At 69.8% G+C, this 21,697-nt stretch carries 28 protein-coding genes and 1 pseudogene; 11 read left to right on the top strand and 18 right to left on the bottom strand.

Going from position 1 to position 21,697, the window contains the following annotated elements:
- Positions 1–666, bottom strand: coding sequence for a GNAT family N-acetyltransferase (locus A9X03_RS16795; protein WP_067754331.1), 666 nt, complete (start codon positions 664–666; stop codon positions 1–3).
- A 9-nt stretch (positions 667–675) separates the two neighbouring features.
- The gene (locus tag A9X03_RS16790; RefSeq protein ID WP_068017823.1) at positions 676–2,034 is read right to left on the bottom strand and encodes an FGGY-family carbohydrate kinase; all 1,359 of its coding nucleotides are present in this window, start codon (positions 2,032–2,034) and stop codon (positions 676–678) included.
- Positions 2,035–2,064: 30 nt separating this feature from the next.
- Between A9X03_RS16790 and A9X03_RS16785 the strand changes: the two genes are divergently transcribed.
- From A9X03_RS16785 to A9X03_RS16770, 4 genes are read left to right on the top strand one after another with little or no spacing between them, the layout of a single operon-like run.
- Positions 2,065–3,045 (top strand): NAD(P)-dependent oxidoreductase, encoded by a 981-nt coding sequence (locus A9X03_RS16785; RefSeq protein WP_068262013.1) that lies wholly within the window; start codon positions 2,065–2,067, stop codon positions 3,043–3,045.
- Positions 3,042–3,695 (top strand): L-fuculose-phosphate aldolase, encoded by a 654-nt coding sequence (locus A9X03_RS16780; RefSeq protein WP_067754323.1) that lies wholly within the window; start codon positions 3,042–3,044, stop codon positions 3,693–3,695. Before A9X03_RS16785 ends, A9X03_RS16780 begins: the two co-directional genes overlap by 4 nt.
- Positions 3,695–4,606 carry an MBL fold metallo-hydrolase gene (locus tag A9X03_RS16775; RefSeq protein WP_068262010.1) on the top strand — a complete coding sequence of 304 codons (912 nt, stop codon included), beginning with the start codon at positions 3,695–3,697 and terminating at the stop codon, positions 4,604–4,606. The genes A9X03_RS16780 and A9X03_RS16775 overlap by 1 nt, the downstream gene beginning before the upstream one ends.
- Positions 4,607–4,609: 3 nt before the next feature.
- A complete protein-coding gene (locus A9X03_RS16770) occupies positions 4,610–5,647 on the top strand; it encodes a dihydrodipicolinate reductase (RefSeq protein WP_068262007.1) in 1,038 nt (345 codons plus the stop codon).
- Here A9X03_RS16770 and A9X03_RS16765 read toward each other — a convergent pair.
- Positions 5,636–6,493 (bottom strand): AraC family transcriptional regulator, encoded by an 858-nt coding sequence (locus tag A9X03_RS16765; RefSeq protein ID WP_067754313.1) that lies wholly within the window; start codon positions 6,491–6,493, stop codon positions 5,636–5,638. The genes A9X03_RS16770 and A9X03_RS16765 overlap by 12 nt on opposite strands.
- 74 nt (positions 6,494–6,567) lie before the next feature.
- Here A9X03_RS16765 and A9X03_RS16760 point away from each other — a divergent pair, with 74 nt between their 5' ends.
- Complete coding sequence (locus A9X03_RS16760; protein ID WP_082954758.1) at positions 6,568–7,203, top strand: class I SAM-dependent methyltransferase; 636 nt, start codon at positions 6,568–6,570, stop codon at positions 7,201–7,203.
- Here A9X03_RS16760 and A9X03_RS16755 read toward each other — a convergent pair.
- The gene (locus A9X03_RS16755) at positions 7,182–8,033 is read right to left on the bottom strand and encodes an SDR family oxidoreductase (protein WP_067754307.1); all 852 of its coding nucleotides are present in this window, start codon (positions 8,031–8,033) and stop codon (positions 7,182–7,184) included. The genes A9X03_RS16760 and A9X03_RS16755 overlap by 22 nt on opposite strands.
- A 156-nt stretch (positions 8,034–8,189) precedes the next feature.
- Between A9X03_RS16755 and A9X03_RS16750 the strand changes: the two genes are divergently transcribed.
- Positions 8,190–8,756: a TetR/AcrR family transcriptional regulator gene (locus tag A9X03_RS16750; RefSeq protein WP_082974511.1), complete on the top strand. Its 567-nt coding sequence runs from the start codon at positions 8,190–8,192 to the stop codon at positions 8,754–8,756.
- On the opposite strand, the gene A9X03_RS16745 is transcribed toward A9X03_RS16750, so the two are convergent.
- Both A9X03_RS16745 and A9X03_RS16740 read right to left on the bottom strand, forming a co-directional pair.
- On the bottom strand, positions 8,731–9,963 hold the full coding sequence (locus A9X03_RS16745) for a zinc-binding dehydrogenase (protein ID WP_068262001.1): 1,233 nt from the start codon (positions 9,961–9,963) through the stop codon (positions 8,731–8,733). The genes A9X03_RS16750 and A9X03_RS16745 overlap by 26 nt on opposite strands.
- Positions 9,960–10,721, bottom strand: coding sequence for an SDR family oxidoreductase (locus A9X03_RS16740; protein ID WP_068261999.1), 762 nt, complete (start codon positions 10,719–10,721; stop codon positions 9,960–9,962). Before A9X03_RS16740 ends, A9X03_RS16745 begins: the two co-directional genes overlap by 4 nt.
- Positions 10,722–10,817: 96 nt before the next feature.
- Here A9X03_RS16740 and A9X03_RS16735 point away from each other — a divergent pair, with 96 nt between their 5' ends.
- The 3 genes from A9X03_RS16735 to A9X03_RS16725 are packed head-to-tail and all read left to right on the top strand — an operon-like array spanning position 10,818 to position 13,601.
- The gene (locus A9X03_RS16735; protein ID WP_068261997.1) at positions 10,818–11,759 is read left to right on the top strand and encodes a class I SAM-dependent methyltransferase; all 942 of its coding nucleotides are present in this window, start codon (positions 10,818–10,820) and stop codon (positions 11,757–11,759) included.
- Entirely contained in the window at positions 11,756–12,664 is a 909-nt protein-coding gene (locus tag A9X03_RS16730; protein ID WP_068261992.1) for a class I SAM-dependent methyltransferase, read from the top strand. Before A9X03_RS16735 ends, A9X03_RS16730 begins: the two co-directional genes overlap by 4 nt.
- 22 nt (positions 12,665–12,686) lie before the next feature.
- Positions 12,687–13,601 carry a class I SAM-dependent methyltransferase gene (locus A9X03_RS16725; RefSeq protein WP_068261990.1) on the top strand — a complete coding sequence of 305 codons (915 nt, stop codon included), beginning with the start codon at positions 12,687–12,689 and terminating at the stop codon, positions 13,599–13,601.
- A 3-nt stretch (positions 13,602–13,604) separates the two neighbouring features.
- Here the strand turns inward: A9X03_RS16725 and sppA are convergent, their stop codons facing one another.
- Positions 13,605–15,377, bottom strand: coding sequence for a signal peptide peptidase SppA (gene sppA / locus A9X03_RS16720; protein ID WP_068261987.1), 1,773 nt, complete (start codon positions 15,375–15,377; stop codon positions 13,605–13,607).
- A 39-nt stretch (positions 15,378–15,416) separates the two neighbouring features.
- Here sppA and A9X03_RS16715 point away from each other — a divergent pair, with 39 nt between their 5' ends.
- The gene (locus tag A9X03_RS16715) at positions 15,417–16,343 is read left to right on the top strand and encodes an LLM class flavin-dependent oxidoreductase (RefSeq protein ID WP_068261976.1); all 927 of its coding nucleotides are present in this window, start codon (positions 15,417–15,419) and stop codon (positions 16,341–16,343) included.
- Here the strand turns inward: A9X03_RS16715 and rplO are convergent, their stop codons facing one another.
- The 11 genes from rplO to A9X03_RS16660 all read right to left on the bottom strand — a co-directional run bounded on the left by rplO (position 16,344) and on the right by A9X03_RS16660 (position 21,301).
- Entirely contained in the window at positions 16,344–16,784 is a 441-nt protein-coding gene (gene rplO, locus A9X03_RS16710) for a 50S ribosomal protein L15 (protein WP_067754270.1), read from the bottom strand.
- Entirely contained in the window at positions 16,781–16,963 is a 183-nt protein-coding gene (gene rpmD / locus A9X03_RS16705) for a 50S ribosomal protein L30 (protein ID WP_067754267.1), read from the bottom strand. Before rpmD ends, rplO begins: the two co-directional genes overlap by 4 nt.
- Positions 16,960–17,640, bottom strand: coding sequence for a 30S ribosomal protein S5 (gene rpsE, locus A9X03_RS16700; protein WP_067273089.1), 681 nt, complete (start codon positions 17,638–17,640; stop codon positions 16,960–16,962). Before rpsE ends, rpmD begins: the two co-directional genes overlap by 4 nt.
- Before the next feature lie 38 nt (positions 17,641–17,678).
- Complete coding sequence (gene rplR, locus A9X03_RS16695) at positions 17,679–18,047, bottom strand: 50S ribosomal protein L18 (RefSeq protein ID WP_073879405.1); 369 nt, start codon at positions 18,045–18,047, stop codon at positions 17,679–17,681.
- Positions 18,048–18,088: 41 nt separating this feature from the next.
- A complete protein-coding gene (gene rplF, locus A9X03_RS16690) occupies positions 18,089–18,628 on the bottom strand; it encodes a 50S ribosomal protein L6 (RefSeq protein WP_067754265.1) in 540 nt (179 codons plus the stop codon).
- 10 nt (positions 18,629–18,638) lie between these two features.
- The gene (rpsH, locus tag A9X03_RS16685) at positions 18,639–19,037 is read right to left on the bottom strand and encodes a 30S ribosomal protein S8 (protein WP_007167852.1); all 399 of its coding nucleotides are present in this window, start codon (positions 19,035–19,037) and stop codon (positions 18,639–18,641) included.
- A gap of 84 nt (positions 19,038–19,121) precedes the next feature.
- Positions 19,122–19,307: a type Z 30S ribosomal protein S14 gene (locus tag A9X03_RS16680; protein ID WP_067273083.1), complete on the bottom strand. Its 186-nt coding sequence runs from the start codon at positions 19,305–19,307 to the stop codon at positions 19,122–19,124.
- A gap of 4 nt (positions 19,308–19,311) precedes the next feature.
- Positions 19,312–19,875, bottom strand: coding sequence for a 50S ribosomal protein L5 (gene rplE, locus A9X03_RS16675; protein WP_065441097.1), 564 nt, complete (start codon positions 19,873–19,875; stop codon positions 19,312–19,314).
- 1 nt (position 19,876) lies between these two features.
- A complete protein-coding gene (gene rplX / locus A9X03_RS16670; protein ID WP_067273078.1) occupies positions 19,877–20,194 on the bottom strand; it encodes a 50S ribosomal protein L24 in 318 nt (105 codons plus the stop codon).
- On the bottom strand, positions 20,195–20,563 hold the full coding sequence (gene rplN / locus A9X03_RS16665) for a 50S ribosomal protein L14 (RefSeq protein ID WP_003403649.1): 369 nt from the start codon (positions 20,561–20,563) through the stop codon (positions 20,195–20,197). It abuts the gene before it with no gap.
- A gap of 189 nt (positions 20,564–20,752) precedes the next feature.
- Positions 20,753–21,301, bottom strand: coding sequence for a DinB family protein (locus A9X03_RS16660; RefSeq protein WP_067754262.1), 549 nt, complete (start codon positions 21,299–21,301; stop codon positions 20,753–20,755).
- Between the two features lie 44 nt (positions 21,302–21,345).
- On the opposite strand from A9X03_RS16660, the pseudogene A9X03_RS16655 reads away from it, so the two are divergent.
- Positions 21,346–21,697 (top strand): annotated as a pseudogene (locus tag A9X03_RS16655) (DUF222 domain-containing protein); the annotation flags it as partial.

Raw genomic sequence — 21,697 nt, 5'->3', positions numbered from 1 at the left:
CTAGCTGGGCCTGGCGGCCGGGGCACGCACCACCATCGGCACGGCGGGGAAGCACCACGCCATCTCGGTGCGCGACTTGCGCAGCGCGGCGGTGCCGTAGCCCTTCTTGCGGTGTTCGGGGTGAATCCAGATCCGCACGTTAACCTCGCCGCCGAGCAACTCGCCGAACACCATTCCGACCTTCTCGCCGGAGTCGACGGCCACGAACCAGGCGGCCTCCTCGTCGTCGAGCCGTCCGAGCGCCGCGCTGATCTCGTCGTCGAGGTTGCCGGCCGGCCCACCGGAACCGTCGCCCGCCGCGCCCATGTCCTCGGTGCGGGCGGCGAAGATGTCGCGGTCCTTATCGGCGGAAAAGGGCCGCAGTTCCAGGGTCTCCCCGGAGCTGGCCGGCCGCTCGCCGAGGGTGAAGCTCAGCTGCTTGTTCAGGTCCTCGAGTTCGGTCAGGATCTTGCGGCGCGAGTCGATGGTGAGCTGGTCGAACGACATTCCCATCACCGCTTCGGCGGCCACGTGGGAGGTGTCGAGTAGCCGGACGATCGCCTCGACCGCGGCCGCCTTGTTCTCGGACTCCACGACGACATCGGCGATCTCGTGCCGCCGTTCAAGGGCTTTCAGCAGAGCATCGGCGATCTCGCGACGGGCGGCTTTGCGGTCGTGGTCGGTCATTGCACCAGCCTAGAACGCCGGTGGGGGAAGCGCGCTACATCGCCGGTTTCCCAGCTCCAGGAACCGTCGGTAGCGGTCCTCGACCGGGGCCGCCCAGGCGGGGTCGGGTTCGACGACGCGCTCGGTGCGGGCCCAGCGCGCGGCGTCGGCGATCGAGGTTTCCAGGCCCGCCGCGATCCGCGCGAGGAAGGCCGCGCCCAGCGCCGCCCCCTCGGGAACCGCGGACACCTCGACCGGCCGCCCGGTGGCGTCGGCGATGGCCTGCATCCACGGCCCGACCCGGGTGCCGCCGCCCGTGGCGACGATCCGCGCCGCCGGCGCCCCGCCGAGCTCGATGAGCTGGCGGACCACGAAGCCGGACGCCTCGTAGGCGGCCCGGCGCAGCGCGGCGGCGTCGTGGGTGAGGTCGAGGGCTTCGAGCACGGCCCGGCGATCCGGGTCGTGGAACGGGGTGCGCTCCCCGCGGATGTAGGGCGACCACACCGGCACCCGCCCGGGCAGCGCCGCGGCCGGGTCGGCGGGTGCGACGACGCGGTCCACCCAACCGAGGAACAGCCCGCCGGCATTGCTGGCCCCGCCGATCTGGTTCTTGCCCGCGGCCGTGTGGGGAATGGTCCACAGTCCGGGCACCTGCCGGGGCTCTGCGATGGTGGTCCACACGATCAACGTGGTGCCGCACAGCACCAGCACGTCGCCGTCGCGGTCGGCGCCCGCCACGATCTGTTCGCACAACGCGTCGATCGCGCCGATCCCGAGCGCGGCGCCGCCGCCCCGCACCCGCCCGACGGCGGCGCCCATGCTCTCCACCCGGGGCATCTGGTCGGGCCGGGCGCCCCGTTCGGCGCACGCCTCGGGATTCCAGCCGGTCCCGTCGAACAGCGGGTAAGCGGTGGCGGCGGTGGCGAAGTCGATCACCGCCTCGCCCGCCAGCGCGTAATTGGCCACCGCGGGCGCCGGCCAGTACCCGGCCGCGCCGCGCGCCTCGCCGGCGGTCCAGCGCAGGAACTCGGCGGCCTCGCCCAGCGCGGGCAGCGGCTGCGCGTCCTGTTCCGGAACCCGGCCGCGTTCGTCGCCGTAGAGCAGCCCGGGCGTCATCGGCGCACCCTCGGCGTCGACGGCCGTCAGTGACGGCACCATCGCCGACACGGCGACCGCCCTCGCGTCCGGACGGTCCAGCTGGTCGAGCGCCACCACCGGTCCCCGCCGCCACGCCTCGTCCGCGTCGTGCTCCAGCCGGCCGGGCGTCGGCACCCGCAATTGGTGCGGGATCCGCGCCCGCGCCGTCACCCGGCCGTCGGCGTCCGCGGCGACCGCCTTGACCGCGGTGCTGCCGACGTCGATGCCGATTGTGACGCCTTCACGTGACACGGGCGTCACCGTACGCCAGCATTGGGGTTCGTGACGTCAAGACCGCGCGCCCTGGTGACCGCCCCGCTGCGCGGGCCGGGCTTCGCCAAGCTCCGCGAACTCGCCGACGTCGTCTACGACCCCTGGATCGAGCAGACACCGCTGCGGATCTACAGCGCCGAACAACTCGCCGAGCGCATCACCGCCGAGGCCGCCGATGTCGTTGTGGTGGAAAGCGACTCGGTGGCCGGCCCGGTCTTCGGCCTGGGCCTGCGGGCGATCGCCTCCACCCGCGGCGACCCCAACAACGTCGACATCGCCGGCGCCACCGCGGCCGGGATCCCGGTGCTGAACACCCCGGGCCGCAACGCCGACGCGGTCGCCGAGATGACGGTGGCGCTGCTGTTGGCCGCCACCCGCGGGCTGCTGCCCGCGGACTCGGATGTCCGCAGCGGCAACATCTTTCGCGACGGAACCATCCCCTATCAGCGGTTCCGCGGCTGGGAGGTCGCCGGGCGCACCGCCGGGCTGGTGGGCCTCGGCGCCGTCGGCCGCGCCACCGCGTGGCGGCTGTCCGGCCTGGGCCTGCGGGTCATCGCCCACGACCCGTACAACGACGAGGCCCGGCACGGCCTGGACGAACTGCTCGCCGAGGCCGACGTCGTCTCCATGCACGCCCCCGTCACCGACGACACCGTCGGCATGATCGGCGCCGAGCAGTTCGCCGCCATGCGCGACGGCGTGGTCTTCCTCAACACCGCCCGCGCCCAGCTGCACGACACCGACGCACTGGTCGACGCGCTGCGCGGCGGCAAGGTGTCCGCCGCCGGCCTGGACCACTTCGTCGGCGAGTGGCTGGCATCCGATCACCCGCTGGTCGGCATGCCCAACGTCGTCCTGACGCCCCACATCGGCGGCGCCACGTGGAACACTGAGGCTCGGCAGGCGCAGATGGTGGCCGACGACCTCGAGGCGCTGCTGGCCGGCATGACGCCCGCCCACGTCGTCAACCCGGAGGTGCTCGGCCCATGAAATCCGTAGACAACCCCGAAACGGCGGTGCTGGACGCGGCCAAGGACATGCTGCGCAGGGGCCTGGTCGAGGGAACCGCGGGCAACATCTCCGCGCGACGCTCCGACGGCAACATCGTCATCACGCCGTCGTCGGTCGACTACCGCGACATGCAGCTCGACGACCTCGTGCTGATAGACCCGGACGGCGCCGTGCTGCAGGCGGCCGAGGGCCGGTCGCCGTCCTCGGAGCTGCAGCTGCACCTGGCCTGTTACCACGCGTTCGACGACATCGGCAGTGTGATCCACAGCCACCCGGTGTGGGCGACCATGTTCGCCATTGCGCACCAGGCGATTCCGGCCTGCATCGACGAGTTCGCGGTGTACTGCGGCGGGGACGTCCGCTGTGCCGAGTACGCCGCGTCGGGCACGCCGGACGTCGGCGCCAACGCCGTCAAGGCGCTCGACGGCCGGGGCGCCGCATTGATCGCCAACCACGGCCTGGTGGCGGTGGGGCCGCGCCCGGACAAGGTGCTGCACATCACCGCGCTGGTGGAACGCACCGCCCAAATCGTCTGGGGCGCAAGGGCGCTCGGCGGTCCGGTGCCCATCCCCGAGGACGTGAACCGCAATTTCGCCGCCGTCTACGGCTACCTGCGCGCGAACGCCTGATGCGCCCGGTCCGGTTCGGCCACGCGAGCGTGGCGCGGGTACTCGAACTCCAATTCGACCTGGCGACACGGCTTTTCGCACAGACGCCGCCGTCCGGCTGGCGGGATAACGCCGACCTGCTGGTGCCGGACTTCTTCGACCCATCGACCGATCAGTGGCACATCGCGATCCAGAGTTGGGTGATCGAGGTCGACGGGCTGACCGTCGTGGTGGACACCGGTGTCGGCAACGACCGCTCGCGCCCGCACATGCCGCCCCTGGACCACCTGAACACCGGATTCCTGGGCGCCCTGCGGTCCGCGGGCGTCGACCGCGCCGCGGTGGACGTGGTGGTCAACACCCACATCCACTCCGACCACGTCGGGTGGAACACGATGCTCGAGGACGGCGCGTGGGTCCCGACCTTCCCCAACGCCCGCTACGTCGTCCCGGCCGCCGACTACCGCCACTTCGCACCCGACGGCCCCGCGGCAGCGCGCACGCCGCGCAGCGAGGAGGAGGCGGCCCAGCAGCGCGGCGACCAGCTCGTGTTCGCGGACAGCGTCGCACCCATCGAAGGCCAGCTCGTCCAATGGTCCGACGACTACGAGATCAGCCCGTCGCTGCGGCTGCGGCCCGCCCCCGGACACACGCCGGGCTCCTCGGTGCTGTGGCTGGACGCCGGCCAGCCGGCCGTGTTCGTCGGCGACCTCACCCACAGCCCACTGCAACTCCGCCGGCCCGCCGACGCCTGCGCCTTCGACATCGACGCGCCCGCCGCCGCGGTGACCCGCAGGCGGATCTTCACCCAGGCGGTCGGAGCGAAGGCCGCCGTGATCCCCGCGCACTACCCCGGCCACGGCGGCGCCACGATCCGCTCCGTCGCCGACCAATTCGACGTCGATCACTGGCTCGACATCGATACGGTGTGAGGCATGGCGCCGTACCGAGTGGTCCAGTGGTCGACCGGCAACATCGGCAAGCGCGCGCTCGGCGTCCTGCTGGACCGCGGCAACTTCGACGTGGTCGGCGTCCACGCCTTCGGGCCGGACAAGGTGGGTCGCGACGCGGGCGAGCTGGCCGGGCAGGCCACGGTCGGCGTCGCCGCCACCGACGACGCCGACGCGCTGATCGGGCTTCGCCCCGACTGCGTGTGCTACATGCCGCGAGCCATCGACTACGACCTGGTGCTCAGGATGCTGCGCGCCGGCATCAACGTCGTCACCACGGGCGACTTCCTGACCGGCACCCATCACCCGGTGGAGCTCCCGGCGCTCGAAGAGGCGGCGCAGCGGGGCGGTGCGACCTTCCTCGGGACCGGGTTCGAGCCGGGCTTCATCAACGTCGTCGCCGGTTTCCTCACCGGCGCGTGCCGGCGGGTCGACAAAGTCACGCTCGTCGAAACGCTGGACTGCACAACGTATCCCGTGTGGGACGTATGGAAAGTGCTGGGATTCGGCAAGACACCGCGGGAGCCGGTGACGCACATCGACCCGGCGACGCAGCGATACGGCCTCGGTTACTTCGAGACGCTGGACATGATCGCCGCCATGCTCGGTGTGCAAATCGACGCCAAGGAGGCGTTCGTCGAACCGGCGGTGCTGACCCGCGATCTGGAGCTGGGGTGGGTGGACTTCGCCGCCGGCACCATCGGGGGGCAGCGCCGCACCTATCGCGGCCTGCTCGGGGGCCGGCCGGTGGTCGAGCTTGCCATCTGCTGGACGATGAGCAACGACGCGCTCGACCCGCAGTGGAGCGACCCCGAGGGGTTCAGCGTGGTGATCGAGGGCAAACCGCGCGTCGACGCGACGATCCGGTTCGGCGAGGCCGGGCAGGACGCGATGACGGTGCTGATGGACAGCACCGCCGTGGCCGCGGTCAACGCCATCCCGTTCCTGTGCGACGCGGGGCCAGGCGTCATCACGCCGACCGACCTGCCGATCACGGGATCTAAAGGGGCGCTATCGGTTTGAACCGCGCCACACGCGCGGCGCGACGCCATGCGTACGGCCGAACAGCCGGCTGAAGTAGCCGGGGTCGCCGATCCCGACCCGCCCCGCGACCTCCGCGATCGGCAGGTCCGTTTCGGCCAGCAACGTCCGGGCCTCGGCCATCCGGCGCTCGATGATCCACTCCTGCACCGTGCGTCCTGTGCGGCGACGCACCACTGTGGTCAGGTGTCCCGCCGTGATGCCGAGTTCGCCCGCCACGTCGCGCAGCGACAACGGCTCGGCGAGGCGACGGTCGATCACCTCGAAGACCTCGGCCAGCAGTGGCTCGCCGCTGCGTCGCAGGTCGCCGACCACGTCGACCGCCAACCGGGAGAGGTCGATCAGCAGCAGCGTGAGATGCGCCAGCGACGCCTGCTGGTAACCCTCTCGGCGCGTATTCAATTCGGTTTCGATCGACGCGATGGCGCCCTCCCACGCCGACCGGCGGTCGGCGGGGACCTCCAGCCGCAGCAGTCCTCCGGATCTGCCGTGCAGGAACGGGAACAGCAGCGGATGCGCCCGCCACGCCGGCCATGGCGATCGCCCGGCCTCGCCAAGCGCCGCGGGATCGAAGAACACCCCGACCCCGACATCGATAAGGCCCACAACCTGGGCGGGGTCGATCACCTCACCCGCCGCCAGTACATATACATAGCCCGGCCCGGGGCTGTACCAGAGCGCCGGGAATTCGTGAATGTGGCGGCGTTGCTCGGGCAAGTCTTCCCGCCCGGCCCGTAGCACCGACACCGGAGGCGTGTCCGGACCGGTCCGATACTCGTAGATCGGCACGCCCCTGCGGTGCCGAATCATCCGGGCGGGTTGGGTCATGGTGCGAAATATCGTCCTAGTTTTGCCAAAGATCGGCCACCTTGCCTGTGAATCAGCGTCTCATCATGAAGTGTATGACGAAACATCATCCACATGACTACCTCCCGGCCGCCGGACACGACGCGCTGCTGCCCTGCTACGACCTGTTCGCCCGGCTGTTGGGAATGCCGAAGGTCTACAACACCCTGATCGCGCAGGCCGAACTCGCCGACGGCCAGCGTGTACTGGAAATCGGCTGCGGCACCGGTAATCTCACCACCCGCGTCAAACGCGCCCACCCCGCCGTCGACGTGACGGGATGTGACCCGGACCCGAGGGCACTGGACCGGGCGCGGCGCAAATCAAACGACATCCGCTTCGAACAGGGCTACGCCGAGCGGCTGCCCTACACCGACGGCGAGTTCGACCGGGTGTTGTCGTCGATGATGCTGCACCATGTCAGCGCCGACGCGAAAGCCACTGCCGCGCAGGAGATCTTCCGGGTCCTGCGCCCGGGCGGCCGGCTGCACCTGGTCGACATCGGCGGCGACGCGTCCGCCGACCACGGCCCGCTGGCGCGGCTCATCAGGCGCAACCCGCACGCGGCCGGCAACCTCGGCGACGCGATCCCCCGACTGCTGAGCGCCGCGGGGTTCGAGTGCGCCGAGCTCGCGTCGACGCCCCACCGCGTCCTGGGGCAATTGAACTACTACCGCGCCACGCGCCCCTGATCAATCCGAAGGCTGCGAAACACCCTCATGCGGTGGACATTGATTCGATAGAACAGGCCCGGGAACCGGCGGTACAAGTGCCAAATGACCTGAACCGCAGCGGGAAACACGATCAGCGGCCGGTTGCGGTCCACACCACGCAGTATCGCGCGGGCCGCGGCCGGCGCGCTCATCTGGGGCATCAGGTAATGAGTGCGCCGGCTCAGCGTCGCCACCCGCTCGCGCGGCATGTTGACCACGACCATGTTGTCGTAGATTTTCGTCTTCATGTCGCCCGGGCATGCCGCACTGACCCGCACGCCGAGGTCCGCTCCCTCGGCGCGCAGCGAAAGCGAAAGTCCCACGATCCCATGCTTGCTGGTGCAGTAGGGAACGTTGCCCGGCTGCGGAACCAGCCCACTGAGCGATGAAATGTTCACGATGTGGCCGTGGCCCTGGCGCGCCATGACCTGATACGCGTGCATCGTCCCGTAGACCACGCCGAGCAAGTCGACGTCGAGCACGCGGCGCCACTGCTGCATCGAGAGGTCGCGCGAATCCCCGCCGATCGCGATGCCGGCGTTGTTGATCATGTAGTCGACGCGTCCGTATTCGGCCACTGCGCCGTCGACCAGCTTGGCCACCTCGGTTTCGTCGGCCATGTCCACCCGCACGGCGGCTGCGTCCGCCCCGCTTTGCTCGAGGCGCCCCGCCACCTGACGGGCGGCGTCGCCGTCGACATCGGCGACCACGACCGTGGCACCGCGGCGCCCGAGCTCCTCGCTCAGCGCCTCGCCTAAACCCATCCCGCCGCCGGTGACGATCGCCACCGCGCCCTCGAACCGCTGCATGACCCAGTCCTCTCCGGCGCGCCTACCCCAGGACAATTACATCTGATATAATCTTACATCAGATGTAATAATTGGAAAGGATCGATCACGGCCGACGGGACAAGCCTGCGGGAACGCAAGCGGAAGCAGACCAGGCGGGAACTGATCATCGCGGCCATGCGCCTGTTCGAGGAGAAGGGCTACGAACGTACGACGGTGGCCGAGATCGCCGCGGCCGCAGGGGTTTCCACCAAGACCTTCTTCAACTACTTCACGAGCAAGGACGAGGTCCTTTTCCCGCACCTGGCGCGGCGGATCGACGCCGCGGTTGCGCTGATCGAGCGGCGCGGACCGGATGCCCCGATGGCCGAGGTGCTCGTGGCCGCAATGCAACACATGCTGGCCGACGCCCTCACCGAGGAGGTCGAGGGTGGCCTGGCCGGAGTCCGGCTGCCGATGATCATGTCGGTGCCCGCCGTCCAAGCGGCCACGCTGCATCGCTACTTCCTCGCCGAGACCCAACTCGCCGGAGCGCTGCAGGGCGCCTATCCCGACACGCTCGACCCGACGGCCGCCGCGGCCGTCATCGGCTCGGTCATGGGGGCGGCGATCGCCGCTGCGCTGGTGTGCCTACAGGGGGGTGACGACGGCCAACAGCTGCGCGTCGCGGTCGAACGCGCCATCGACATCGCGATCAACGGGGTGCGCGACATCCGGACTAGCGTTGGTCGAACGCGACCTTGACGGCGCCGCTGTCGGCCTGGTTGGCGATCGCCAGGAACGCGTCGCGCCATTGATCGAGCCGAAAGGTGTGTGTCAGCATGGGGCGCAGGTCGATTCGGCCGCCGGCGGCCAGGTCGAGGTAGTGCGCGATGGCGTGCTTGCGCCGGCCCTCGACCTCCTCGACGCCGAAGGCGTTGGAGCCCACCAGGGCGATCTCCTTGAAATACAACGGACTCCACTCCCAGCGGCCCGGCGCGTGCACGCCGGCCTTCACCAGCGTCCCGCGGGAGCGGAGCACCCGCACGCCCACCTCGAAGGTCTCCGGCTTACCGATGGTGTCGTAGACGACGTCCACGGCCCCGGGATGCGCCATCGGCAGACCCAGCAGCGGCCGCCGCAGACGGCCACCGCCCCACGCGACCACCTCCTCGATGACGGCCTGGCGCGGCTCGTGATCCAGCACCAGGGCGGCCCCGAACCGTCGGGCCAGTTCCTTCTGAGCCTCGAACCGCGCCACCACCGCGACGGCCACGCCCGGGTAGAGCGCCCGCAGGATGGCTACCGCGCACAGCCCCAGCGAGCCGGCGCCGTACACCAGGACGCGGCCCGATCCCGGCGGCGGGTGGCGGGTGATCGCATGCAGGGACACCGAAAACGGATCGGCGAACACGGCCGCCTCGTCGGGGATGGACTCCGGCACGCCGAACAGCATGCTGTCGTGGGCCGGCATCAGCTCGGCGTAGCCGCCGGTCACGTCGGCCGAGACCCCGGTGTGAATGCCGGGCTTGATGTCGCCGTCGGTGAAGCTCCAGCACAGGCTGTAGTCGCCGTCCTCGCAGGCCGGACAGGGCGGGGAGATGCCGCGGGGCCCGCAGGACAGCCACGGGTTGAGCACCACCCGCTGCCCCACTTCCACTCCACGGGCGTTCGGGCCCAGCGCCACCACGTCGGCGACCACCTCGTGGCCCATGACCTGCGGGAAGGAACAGAAGGACGACATCGCGTTGTCGGCGTCGCCCTCGCCGAAATCCATCAGGATCTGCTTGGAGTCCGAGCCGCAGATGCCGGTCAGCCGTGGCCGGGTGAGCACCCAATCATCATGCGGCAGTTGCGGTTCCGGCACGTCGCGCAGCGCGGTCGGGGTGCGGCCCAAATTCGCGGTGAGCGTGTTGGCCCCGTCGGGCACCTCGAACGGCTCCGGCGGCACGCCATACACCAGCGCCCTCATCGGGGAGCCATCCCCGCCGCGCCCGCGATGAACGCGTCCAGGTCGGCGTTCTTGGCGTCGACGACCGCCTTCATGTCCGGCACATAGTGTTCGAAGCCGTCGCCGTCCAGCGCCGCGATGATGCCGTCGGCCACCTCGTCGGCGGGCACCTTGGGCCCTTGATACCGGGGTTCCTCACTGCCGGGGTGGTCCCAGATCTCGGTGTCGACGGGACCCGGCTCGATCAGCTTCACCGAGACGCCGGAGCCGTACAGGTCCACGGCCATCGCCTCGCTCCAGCCGCAGAGCGCGAATTTGCTTGCGCAATAGGCGGACTCGTGAATGATGCCGAGCCGGCCGCCGACGCTCGACACATTGACGATCAGGCCGGATCCACGGGCCAGCATGCGCGGCAGCAGGGCCAGCGTCAGCCGCATCGGTGCGAAGAAGTTGACCCGCATCACGTCTTCCACCTCGCCGGGGGTCAGCGCGGTGACCGGGCGGCGCTTCGGGACGGCGGCGTTGTTGATCAGCACGTCGACGCCACCGAGCTCGTCCCAGGCACGTGCGGCCAGGCCATCCAGCGCGGCGGTGTCGGCCAGGTCGGCCACCCACATCGCCGACGCCGGCGACGTGCGCCGGCAGTCGGCCAGCACCTCGCCCAGCCGGTCGCGGCGGCGCGCGACCAGCCCCACCACCGCCCTCCCGGCCGCCAACCGGCGGGCCAGGGCCGCGCCCAGCCCGGACGACGCACCCGTGATGAGTACCCGATCAGCCATCAGTCAAGGTTGCCGCGAATCGCGGGAAGCGTACAGTGGTAGAAGCTTGTTATATTGGCTAAATATTAGCTTAACTACTTCTGAATTGGGGCAGACATGACTTCTACCCGGTACGAGGGCGACACCTGGGACCTGGCGTCCAGCGTCGGGGTGACCGCGACGATGGTCGCCGCCGCCCGCGCCGTGGCGACCCGCGCCGACCGTCCGCTGATCAACGACCAGTTCGCCGAGCCGCTGGTCCGGGCCGTCGGCGTGGACCTGCTCACCCGGCTGGCGACCGGCGAGGTGAACCCGGACGAGCTGAACGACGCGCACGACGGCGCGACCGGTTCGGCCGGCGCGATGTCCCGCATGGCGGACAACATGGCGGTGCGCACCAAGTTCTTCGACGAGTTCTTCCTCGACGCGACGCGGGCGGGCATCAAGCAGGCCGTGATCCTGGCCTCCGGCCTGGACGCCCGCGCCTACCGGCTGGACTGGCCGGCCGGGACCGTCGTCTACGAGGTCGACCAGCCGCAGGTGATCGACTTCAAGTCGCGCACCCTGGCCGAACTGGGCGCCGCGCCCACCGCCGACCGCCGGGTGGTCGCCGTCGACCTGCGCGACGACTGGCCCGCCGCGTTGCGGGCCGCCGGATTCGACCCCGCCCAGCCGACCGCGTGGAGCGCCGAGGGCCTGCTCGGCTACCTGCCGCCGGAGGCGCAGGATCGCCTGCTGGACACCATCACCGACCTCAGCGCGCCGGGCAGCCGCGTGGCCGTCGAAAGCGCGCCCAACCGGGAGCCCGGGGACGAGGACAAGATGAAGGAACGCATGCAGCACATCTCGGAACGCTGGCGTGCGCACGGTTTCGACCTGGACATGGCGGGGCTCGTCTACTTCGGGGACCGCAACGAAGCGGCGCCCTACCTCGCCGACCACGGGTGGCGGCTGCACAAGGTCAGCATCCGGGAGTTGTTCGCGGCCAACGGCCTTCCGCCACTCGAGGACGACGACATGCGCATGGGCGAGATGCTCTACGTGAGCGGCACGCGATGAGCCAGGGACGTAGCGACGGCGACAGCTGGGGACCTGCGTCCAGCGTGGGCGCGACGGCCACCATGGTGGCGGCATCGCGCGCGGTGGCCTCGCAGGGACCCAACGCGCTGCTCGACGATCCGCTGGCCGAGCCACTGGTCCGCGCCGTCGGCCTGGAGCCCTTCATCCGCATCGTCGACGGGCACGTCGACTTCGAGGACGACCCGCTGTTCAACCGCAAGTCGCGGGCCGAGCAGATCACGGTTCGCACCCGGTTCTTCGACGACTTCTTCACCGGCGCCACCAAAGACGGTGTGCGACAAGCGGTCATCCTGGCGTCCGGCCTGGACACGCGCGCCTACCGGTTGCGGTGGCCGGCGGGCACCGTCGTCTACGAGATCGACCAGCCGCAGGTCATCGCGTTCAAGACCGACACGCTGGCCGGCCTCGGCGCCGCCCCGACCGCCGAGCGCCGCACGATCGCCATCGACCTGCGCGACGACTGGCCGGCCGCGTTGCGCGACGGCGGCTTCGACGTGGCCCAACCGACCGCGTGGAGTGCCGAGGGGCTGCTCCCCTACCTGCCGCCCGAGGCCCAGGACCGGTTGTTCGACAACGTGACCGCACTCAGCGCGCCGGGCAGCCGGCTGGCGACCGAACACGTGCCGGACCCGAACGTGTTCTCCGAGGAGCGGTTGCAGCGCATCAGCGAACGGTGGCAGCGTCTCGGTCTCAACCTCGACGCGGCCGACCTGTTCTACCGCGGCGAGCGCAACGTCGTCGTCGACTATCTCAGCACCCACGGCTGGCGGGTGACGACCCATCCGGCGCGAGAGCTCTACGCCCAGAACGGGTTCGACTTCCCCGCGGACGAGATGGCGGCCACCTTCGGCGAGTTGAGCTACGTCGCCGCGACGCTCGCGTAGCTGGTTGGCTAGGGTTGCGCCTATGTCACGCGCTCACGACGACGAGTGGGATCTGGCGTCCAGTGTGGGCGCGACCGCGACCATGGTGGCCGCCGGGCGCGCCATGGCCACCAAGGATCCCCGCGGCCTGATCCACGACCCGTTCGCCGAACCGCTGGTGCGCGCGGTGGGGGTCGACTTCTTCACCAAGATGATGGATGGCGAGCTCGACCTCGACGCGATCGAGAACACCTCGCAGGTGCGCATGCAGGCGATGGTCGACGGAATGGCGGTGCGCACCAAGTATTTCGACGACTACTTCATGAACGCCACCGCCGCGGGGGTCCGGCAGGTGGTCATCCTCGCATCGGGGTTGGATGCGCGCGCCTACCGGCTGCCGTGGCCCGATGGCACGGTGGTCTACGAGATCGACCAGCCCCGGGTCATCGAGTTCAAGACGGACACATTGGCCGGCATCGGCGCCGAACCGACCGCGACGCGGCGCACCGTGCCGATCGACCTGCGCGCGGACTGGCCGGCGGCGCTGAAGGCGTCCGGATTCGACCCGACTGCGCCGACGGCGTGGCTGGCCGAGGGTCTGCTGATCTACCTGCCGCCCGAGGCCCAGGACCGGTTGTTCGACAACATCACGGCGCTCAGCGTGCCCGGCAGCACCATCGCCACCGAATTCGTGCCCGGAATCATCGATTTCGATGCCGAGAGGGTGCGGGAGATGTCCGGTTCCTTCCGCGACCACGGCGTGGACATCGACATGGCGTCGCTGGTCTACGCCGGCGAACGCAACCACGTCCTGGACTACCTGCGGTCCAAGCGGTGGGACGTCGAGGGCACCACCCGGACGGAACTGTTCCACCGCCAGGGCATCGAGGTGCCGCCACCGCAAAACGACGACCCGCTCGGCGAGATCATCTTCATCAGCGGCGGCCTCACCGGCTAGCCGCTAGAACCGCGACGGCCCCGGCCACAGCACGCTGGCGCCGCTCAGCGCCTGTTCGACGTTGTCCACGATGCCGCTGACGGTGCGGCCGAGCAGCGCGGCCAGCGCAGCCGGCAGCGAAGCGGCGGCCGGTTGCGACGAGGCCCGGGGTCGCACCATGTCCAGCAGCGACGACCTCGGATAGCTCACCACGCGGACATCGGTGTCCGCGTCCAATCCGGCCAGGATCTTCGCCCGGCGCACCGCGGTGCGGAAACCGCCGAGCTCGTCGACCAGGCCCCGCTCGAGGGCGTCAGCGCCGGTCCAGATGCGGCCCTGCGCAACGCGATCGACGGCTTCGGCGGTCAGGTTGCGCGCCTCGGCGACCCGCTGCACGAAGTCCGCGTAGAACAGGTCCGCCTCGGCCTCCCGGTGTGCCTGCTGTTCGGGCGTGAACGGCGCGTCGATCGACCACGCGTCGGCATTGGCGTTGGTGCGCACCGTGTCCGACCCGACGCCCAACCGGTCCAACAGGTCGCGGATCACCAACTTGCCGGTGATGACACCGATCGAGCCGGTTACCGTCGCGGGGTTGGCGACGATCGCGTCGGCCCCCATCGAGACGTAATAGCCGCCGGACGCGGCGACCGCGCCCATCGAGGCCACCACCGGCTTGCCGCGCTTGCGGGCCTGGGTCACCTCGCGCCAGATGCTCTCCGAGGCGGTGATCGTGCCGCCGGGACTGTTCACCCGCAGCACGATCGCGGACACGGAGTCGTCGGCGCCGGCCTCCCGCAGCGCCGCTCCGATGGTGTCGCCGCCCGCGGTCGCGGTGCCCAGCGGCAGGAACTGGGGCCCGCCGCGGCCGTCGACGATCATGCCGTCGAGCGTGACGACGGCCAGGGTCGGCTTGGGCCGGCGACCGGGCACCGGCGGCTTGGGTGCGGCCAGCCGGGGGCGGGCCGCGCCCGCGTAGCGCGACAGGAACAGCCGCGGCGGGGCGGTCTCGTCCGAAACGTCCTTCACCCCAACCAGTTCGGCGATGCGCGCGTAGGCCTCGTCGCGGAATCCGATCCGGTCGAGCAAACCGGCCGCGACGGCGTCGTCCCGCAACAGCGGGGCGCGGTCGGCCAGCGCGTCGAGGGCGCCCGGGTCGAGCTTGCGCGATTCGGCGATCGCCCGCCACGCCTGCTCCTGCAGGCTTTCCAGCATCCGGGTGACGGCCTCGCGGTGAGCCGTCGTGAAGCCGTGTTCGGTGAAACGGTTTGCCGCCGACTTGTATTGGCCGCGCGCGACGAATTGGGGTTCGATGCCCGCCTTGTCGAACGCGTCGCGCAGGAAGGTGGCGTTGCTGGCGAAGCCGATCAGCCCGACGCTTCCCGAGGGCTGCATCCACACCTCGCCGAACGCCGAGGCCAGGTAGTAGGACAGCGTGCCCGGATAGGTCTCGGCCCAGGCCAGTGACGGCTTGGCGGCGGTGAAGGCGGCGATGGCCTCGCGCAGCTCCTGCACGGCCGCCGGCGGCGATGCGGCCAGTTGCACGCGGGCGATCAGCCCGGCGACCCGCGGGTCCTCGGCCGCGCGATGGATGGCGGCGATCGCGTCGCGCAGCGCCATCGGCCTGCCGCCGGTGAAGAGCGCCAGCGGGTCGAACCCCGTCGCCTCGGGTGGGGCCGAGCGCAGGTCGAGCTCGAGCACGCAGCCGTTGGGCACGCCGTGGTGGCGGGCGGTGTCGACGCGCCCGGCCAGCGCGCGGACGTCGTCGACCCCGGGAAGCGAGGGCAGGAAGGCGAACATGTCTGCAGCGTACCGACACCGCGCCCGTACGGTGGTGGGGTGAGGTTCGCCATCGCCATCCCCCAGCTCGACTACGACCGGTTCGACGCCGACGGGCTGCGCGCCTACCTGCTCCGCGCCGAGGAACTCGGGTTCGAGGGCGGCTGGGTCCTCGAGCAGATCATCGGTGACGCACCGCTGCTGGCGCCGCTCGAGCTGCTGGCCTACTGCGCGGCCTGCACCGAGCGCCTCCGCCTAGGGGTCGCCGTCCTGGTGACGTCGCTGCACGATCCGCTGCAGCTGGCCTCATCCGTCACGGCGGTCGACCGGCTCAGCCACGGCCGGCTGGACGTCGGCGTCGGGACCGGTGGGGGCTTTCGCAGGTTCGCCGCGTTCGGCGTCGAAAAGGACACGTACATCTCGTATTTCACCGAGGGCCTGAAGCTGATGAAGGCCGCCTGGTCCGACGAGCCCCGGGTGACGTTCCACGGCCGGTTCCGCGACGTCGACGACGTGCCGATCCAGCCCAAGCCGGTGCAGCGGCCGCACCCGCCCATCTGGTTCGGCGGCCTGGCGCCCAAGGCCCTGGCGAGGGCGGTGCGCCACGGCGACTCGTTCCTGGGCGCGGGTTCGTCGACCACCGAGGCGTTCGCCGGGGCCGTCGGCGTCGTGCGCCGCGAACTCGGCGAACAGCAAAGGGATCCGGCGCATTTCACCATCGGCAAACGCGTCTATCTGATGGTCGACGACGACGCGGCGCGCGCCCGGACCCGCGTGCTCGCGGGCCTGAGGCGGATCTACGGCACGACGCCCGGCGTCGAGGACGTGCCGGTGTCCGGCACGCCCGACGACGTGGCGCGCGGGCTGCGTGCGGTGATCGACGCGGGCGCCGAGTACCTGCTGCTCAATCCCGTGGGCGCCGACGTCGGCGAGAACCGGGAACAGATGGAACGCCTTGCCGCGGAGGTCATTCCGCAGCTGGCTTGATCAGAGCTCGGTGACCGAGCCGCCCGCGGCGGTGATCTTCTCGCGGGCGCTGCCGCTGAACTTGTGCGCCGTCACGTCGACCTTGACGGTCAGCTTGCCGTCGCCGAGGACCTTGACCAACGCGTTCTTGCGGACCGCGCCCTTGGCCACCAGGTCGTCCACGCCGACGGAGCCGCCCTTCGGGAACAGCCGGTTGATGTCGGCGACGTTGACGATCTCGTACTCGGTGCGGAACCGGTTCCGGAACCCCTTGAGCTTGGGCAGCCGCATGTGAATCGGCATCTGCCCACCCTCGAAGGTGGCCGGCACGTTCTTGCGGGCCTTGGTGCCCTTGGTGCCGCGGCCGGCGGTCTTGCCCTTGGACCCCTCACCGCGGCCGACGCGGGTGCGGGCCGTCTTGGACCCGGGCGCCGGCTTCAGGTCGTGCAGCTTGATGGTCACTGTGTCTCCTCCACCTCAACGAGGTGATTGACCACCGCGATGAGGCCACGGGTCTGTGGGTTGTCCTCACGGATCACCGAGTGGCGGATCCGCCGCAGGCCCAGCGTGCGCAGGCTCTCCCGCTGCTTCCAGCGGGCCCCGATGGTGCTGCGCACCTGGGTGATCTTCAACTGGCTCATTGCGGTGCCGTTCCCTCGCGCGCGGCACTGGCGGCCAGCGCTTCACTTTCACGTCGCGCCCTCAGCATTCCGGCCGGGGCGACATCCTCGATGGGCAGTCCGCGCCGGGCGGCCACCTCCTCGGGACGCTGCAGCAGCTTGAGCGCGGTGACGGTGGCGTGCACCACGTTGATCGCGTTGTCGCTGCCCAATGACTTGGCCAGGATGTCGCGCACCCCAGCGCATTCCAGCACCGCACGCGCCGCGCCACCGGCGATCACACCGGTACCGGGGCTGGCCGGGCGCAGCAGCACCACACCGGCGGCCGCCTCACCCTGCACCGGGTGCGTGATCGTGCCGCCGATCAACGGCACCCGGAAGAAGCCCTTGCGCGCCTCTTCCACGCCCTTGGCGATGGCGGCCGGAACTTCCTTGGCCTTGCCATAGCCGACGCCGACCATGCCGTTGCCGTCGCCCACGATGACCAATGCGGTGAAGCTGAAGCGCCTACCACCCTTGACCACCTTGGAGACACGGTTGATGGCGACGACCCGCTCCAGGTAGTTGCTCTTGTCGCCGTCGCGGTCGCGGCCACCACGGCCGCCCCCGTCGCGCCGACCGCGGCTGTCGCGGTTGTCGCCGCGCGAGTCGCGGTTGTCGCCGCGGGCCTCGGGGCCGCCGGCTGACTGTTCCGCCATTATGCGGTCCTTCCGGTCTTGTTCAGGCTCTTGATCATCTAGAAACTCAATCCGTTCTCGCGCGCGGCATCGGCCAGCGCCGCGATCCGTCCGCCGTAGGTGTACCCGCCGCGGTCGAAGACCACGGAGTCGACGCCGGCGGCCTTGGCGCGCTCGGCGATCAATTGCCCCACCCGCACACTGCGGGCCTTCTTGTCGCCCTGCAGGCCGCGCACGTCGTCCTCGATCGACGACGCGGCGGCCACCGTGGTGCCGTTCTCGTCGTTGACCAGTTGCACGTGAATGTGTCGCGCGGAGCGGTTGATGACGAGCCTCGGACGCTCCGGGGTGCCCGCGATCTTCTTGCGCAGTCGGGCGTGCCGGCGCAGCCGGGAGACCCGGCGAGTTGCGGACACGCTCTGCCCCACCGGCTTTCGCGCGGCGGTGTCAGCTTGTTTTTGCGCCATGACTACTTACCTGTCTTTCCGACCTTGCGGCGGATCTGCTCACCCTCGTAGCGCACGCCCTTGCCCTTGTACGGGTCGGGACGGCGCAGGCGGCGGATGTTCGCCGAGATCTGGCCGACCTTCTGCTTGTCGATGCCGGAGATGGAGAACTTCGTCGGTGACTGGACCGCGAACGTGATGCCCTCGGGCGCCTCGATCACCACGGGATGGCTGTAGCCCAGCGCGAACTCGAGGTTGGCGCCCTTGAGCTGCACGCGGTAACCGACCCCGAAGATCTCCATCTTGGTGGTGTAGCCCTCGGTCACGCCGGTGACCAGGTTGGACACCAGCGTGCGCGACAGCCCGTGCAGCGAGCGGTTGCGCCGCTCGTCGTTGGGGCGGGCGACCACGATCGCGCCGTCCTCGTTGCGCTCCACCGTGATCGGTTCGGCCACCGTCAGATTCAGGCTGCCCTTGGGCCCCTTCACCTCGACGTGCTGACCGTCGATCGTTACGTCGACCCCGGCGGGAACCGGAACCGGCTGCTTACCAATGCGCGACATGTCTACTCCCTCACCACACGTACGCGAGGACTTCGCCGCCCACGCCCTGTCTGGCCGCCTGGCGATCCGTCAGCAGGCCCGAGGAGGTCGAGATGATCGCCACGCCCAGGCCGCCGAGCACGCGCGGCAGGTTGGTGGATTTCGCGTACACCCGCAGACCGGGCTTGGACACTCGCCGCAGTCCGGCGATGCTCCGCTCCCGGCTCGGTCCGTACTTGAGCTGGACGATCAGCGACTTGCCCACCCGAGCGTCTTCGGTCCGGTAATCGCTGATGTAGCCCTCACTCTTGAGGATCTGGGCGATGTTGGCCTTGATCTTGGAGTGCGGCAACGTCACCTCGTCGTGATACGCCGAATTGGCGTTACGCAGACGTGTCAAGAAGTCTGCGATCGGATCCGTCATCGTCATGACAGCGTTGGTACCTTCCTCGCGGTGGTTCCCGGTTCGGGCCTGTCGCGCACCTGTTCTGGGTTGGTCTTGGGGTCCTGGCTCTTACCAGCTGCTCTTCTGCACGCCGGGCAGCTCGCCCGCGTGCGCCATCTCGCGCAGGCAGATCCTGCACAGGCCGAATTTGCGGAACACCGCGCGTGGGCGGCCGCACTTGTTGCAGCGCGTGTAGCCGCGCACCGCGAACTTCGGCTTGCGGTTGGCCTTATTGACCAGTGCCTTCTTCGCCATCTACTCAGTTCTCCTTGAAGGGAAAGCCGAGGGCCCGCAACAGCGCTCGTCCTTCGTCGTCGGTCGTCGCCGAGGTGACGACGTTGATGTCCATGCCGCGAACCCGGTCGATCTTGTCCACGTCGATCTCGTGGAACACCGACTGCTCGGCCAGGCCGAACGTGTAGTTGCCGACCCCGTCGAACTGCTTGGGCGACAGGCCGCGGAAGTCGCGGATACGCGGCAGCGCGATCGAGGTGAGGCGGTCGAGGAACTCCCACATCCGGTCCCCGCGCAGCGTGACCCGGGCACCGATCGGCATACCCTCGCGCAACTTGAACTGCGCGATCGACTTGCGCGCCCTGCGGATCTCGGGCCGTTGCCCGGTGATCAGCGCCAGGTCGTTGACCGCGCCGTTGATCAGCTTCGCGTCCCGTGCCGCGTCGCCGACGCCCATGTTGACGACGACCTTGGTCACGGTCGGGATCTGCATGACGTTCCCGTAGCCGAACTGCTGCTGCAACGAATCACGAATCTCGTTGCGGTAGCGCTCTTTCAGGCGCGGCTGCACCTTCTCAGTTGTCGTCATGCTAGATGTCCTTGCCGTTGCGCTTGGAGATGCGGACCCGCTTGCCGGTCTCCTCGTCGACCCGGTAGCCGACGCGGGCGGGCTTGCCGTCCGAGTCGACGACCATCACGTTCGAGACGTGGATCGGGGCTTCCTGGGTGACGATTCCGCCCGACTGGGCTCCGCGCTGGTTGCTCGAGATCGCGGTGTGCTTCTTGATCCGGTTGACGCCCTCGACCAGGACCCGGTTGCGTTCCGGGTAGGCCTGCAGCACCTTGCCCTTGGCACCCTTGTCCTTGCCGGCGATGACCAGGACGGTGTCGCCTTTGCGGACCTTCATTTACAACACCTCCGGGGCGAGCGAGATGATCTTCATGAACCGCTTCTCACGCAGCTCGCGGCCGACGGGCCCGAAGATGCGGGTGCCGCGCGGGTCGTTGTCGGGCTTGATGATCACCGCGGCGTTCTCGTCGAACTTGATGTAGCTGCCGTCCGGGCGGCGACGCTCCTTGACCGTGCGTACCACGACGGCCTTGACGACGTCCCCACGCTTGACGTTGCCGCCGGGGATGGCGTCCTTGACGGTGGCGACGATGACATCACCGATGCCGGCGTAGCGTCGCGACGAACCACCGAGCACCCGGATGCACAAGATCTCCTTGGCGCCGGTGTTGTCGGCGACCTTCAGCCGCGATTCTTGCTGAATCACTCGATCTCCTGACCTGGTTGCGTGTGCACGGCAGGACGCAGGCCAAAGCCCACCAAAAAACCTGACATGCGCGGTCTTTGTCACCGAAGGGCACGCGGGGCCGATTCGCACCGGCCGAGGTCTGCCCAAGGCAACCCCTAGAGTCTAGGGGACGACCAGCTCAGAGCCAAATTCGCGGCCAGGGCGGCCTCAGGGCCGGTTCGAGGGAGCGCCTTCCCCGATTCTGCGGATATCGCCGAGGTGGTGCACGCCCTCGTGCATCGCCTGGCGCACCAGCCAGCGGGCGGTGCGCCGCTCGCCCGGCAGCCGGGTCCCGGTGCGGTCCCAGTCCTGACCCTTGGCCCGCGCGACCTCGTCCAGGAAGCCCGCAACCGCGGCGGCCAGTTCGGCGAGCGTGGCGTCGATGTCGCAGTCGTTGTAGTGGAAGCGGCGCGCCCGCAGGTCGTTGAGCATCGGCTCCCAGGCGGGCTGGTCTTCGGTGCGGACGCGGTGCAGCCGGATGGTGAAGCTGACGTAGACGTCGCGCAGGTGGCAGAGGTATTCGGCGACCGACCACACGTCGGGGCCGGGCCGGACCCGTCGCTTCTCGCGCGGGATCGCCGACACGGCCTTTCGGGCGGCGTCCGGCAGGCCGGCGATCACGCCGGTGGCGTCATCGAGCCGAGTCTCCGAATAGCTCATCCCGCAGGCGGCGCAGACATGGTCCTCGCCGGCCAGCGGGGGCAGCGACGCGGGCATGGGGCAATCCTCCACCTAGAACGGTGGTGGTTCTTCGTCGGCTTCGGGCGGGGCAGTTGGCGGCGATCGGGGAGTTGTTTGCTTACCGGCTCTCCCGGTGTGCCGAATGTGAGGAGTGGGCGGTGGATACCGAGGCGGCGGTGGCCGCGGAGGTGGCCGCGGAGTTGCGGATCAGTCAGGGGTTGGCGGCCAGCCGGGTGCGGTATGCGCGGGCGTTGCGCGAGCGGCTGCCGAAGGTGGGTGAGGTTTTCGTGGCCGGGGATATCGACTTCGGAATTTTCCGGACGCTGGTGTATCGCACCGATCTGATCACCGACAGTGAGGTGTTGGCGGCCGTGGACGCGCAGCTGGCGGCGAACGTGGCGCGCTGGCCCTCGATGAGCCAGGGCCGGTTGG

Origin of the sequence: Mycobacterium sp. E1715, from assembly GCF_001667625.1 — a bacterium.
Lineage (GTDB): Bacteria > Actinomycetota > Actinomycetes > Mycobacteriales > Mycobacteriaceae > Mycobacterium.
This window is presented reverse-complemented; position numbering and strand designations above follow the sequence as displayed.

Coding starts and splice junctions, on each gene's coding strand:
- A9X03_RS16795 (WP_067754331.1), bottom strand. CDS start 666: ATGACCGACCACGACCGCAAAGCCGCCCGTCGCGAGATCGCCGATGCT.
- A9X03_RS16780 (WP_067754323.1), top strand. CDS start 3,042: ATGAAATCCGTAGACAACCCCGAAACGGCGGTGCTGGACGCGGCCAAG.
- A9X03_RS16775 (WP_068262010.1), top strand. CDS start 3,695: ATGCGCCCGGTCCGGTTCGGCCACGCGAGCGTGGCGCGGGTACTCGAA.
- A9X03_RS16770 (WP_068262007.1), top strand. CDS start 4,610: ATGGCGCCGTACCGAGTGGTCCAGTGGTCGACCGGCAACATCGGCAAG.
- A9X03_RS16765 (WP_067754313.1), bottom strand. CDS start 6,493: ATGACCCAACCCGCCCGGATGATTCGGCACCGCAGGGGCGTGCCGATC.
- A9X03_RS16760 (WP_082954758.1), top strand. CDS start 6,568: ATGACGAAACATCATCCACATGACTACCTCCCGGCCGCCGGACACGAC.
- A9X03_RS16755 (WP_067754307.1), bottom strand. CDS start 8,033: ATGCAGCGGTTCGAGGGCGCGGTGGCGATCGTCACCGGCGGCGGGATG.
- A9X03_RS16750 (WP_082974511.1), top strand. CDS start 8,190: ATGCGCCTGTTCGAGGAGAAGGGCTACGAACGTACGACGGTGGCCGAG.
- A9X03_RS16745 (WP_068262001.1), bottom strand. CDS start 9,963: ATGAGGGCGCTGGTGTATGGCGTGCCGCCGGAGCCGTTCGAGGTGCCC.
- A9X03_RS16740 (WP_068261999.1), bottom strand. CDS start 10,721: ATGGCTGATCGGGTACTCATCACGGGTGCGTCGTCCGGGCTGGGCGCG.
- A9X03_RS16735 (WP_068261997.1), top strand. CDS start 10,818: ATGACTTCTACCCGGTACGAGGGCGACACCTGGGACCTGGCGTCCAGC.
- A9X03_RS16730 (WP_068261992.1), top strand. CDS start 11,756: ATGAGCCAGGGACGTAGCGACGGCGACAGCTGGGGACCTGCGTCCAGC.
- A9X03_RS16725 (WP_068261990.1), top strand. CDS start 12,687: ATGTCACGCGCTCACGACGACGAGTGGGATCTGGCGTCCAGTGTGGGC.
- sppA (WP_068261987.1), bottom strand. CDS start 15,377: ATGTTCGCCTTCCTGCCCTCGCTTCCCGGGGTCGACGACGTCCGCGCG.
- rpmD (WP_067754267.1), bottom strand. CDS start 16,963: ATGAGCCAGTTGAAGATCACCCAGGTGCGCAGCACCATCGGGGCCCGC.
- rpsE (WP_067273089.1), bottom strand. CDS start 17,640: ATGGCGGAACAGTCAGCCGGCGGCCCCGAGGCCCGCGGCGACAACCGC.
- rplF (WP_067754265.1), bottom strand. CDS start 18,628: ATGTCGCGCATTGGTAAGCAGCCGGTTCCGGTTCCCGCCGGGGTCGAC.
- rpsH (WP_007167852.1), bottom strand. CDS start 19,037: ATGACGATGACGGATCCGATCGCAGACTTCTTGACACGTCTGCGTAAC.
- A9X03_RS16680 (WP_067273083.1), bottom strand. CDS start 19,307: ATGGCGAAGAAGGCACTGGTCAATAAGGCCAACCGCAAGCCGAAGTTC.
- rplE (WP_065441097.1), bottom strand. CDS start 19,875: ATGACGACAACTGAGAAGGTGCAGCCGCGCCTGAAAGAGCGCTACCGC.
- rplX (WP_067273078.1), bottom strand. CDS start 20,194: ATGAAGGTCCGCAAAGGCGACACCGTCCTGGTCATCGCCGGCAAGGAC.
- A9X03_RS16660 (WP_067754262.1), bottom strand. CDS start 21,301: ATGCCCGCGTCGCTGCCCCCGCTGGCCGGCGAGGACCATGTCTGCGCC.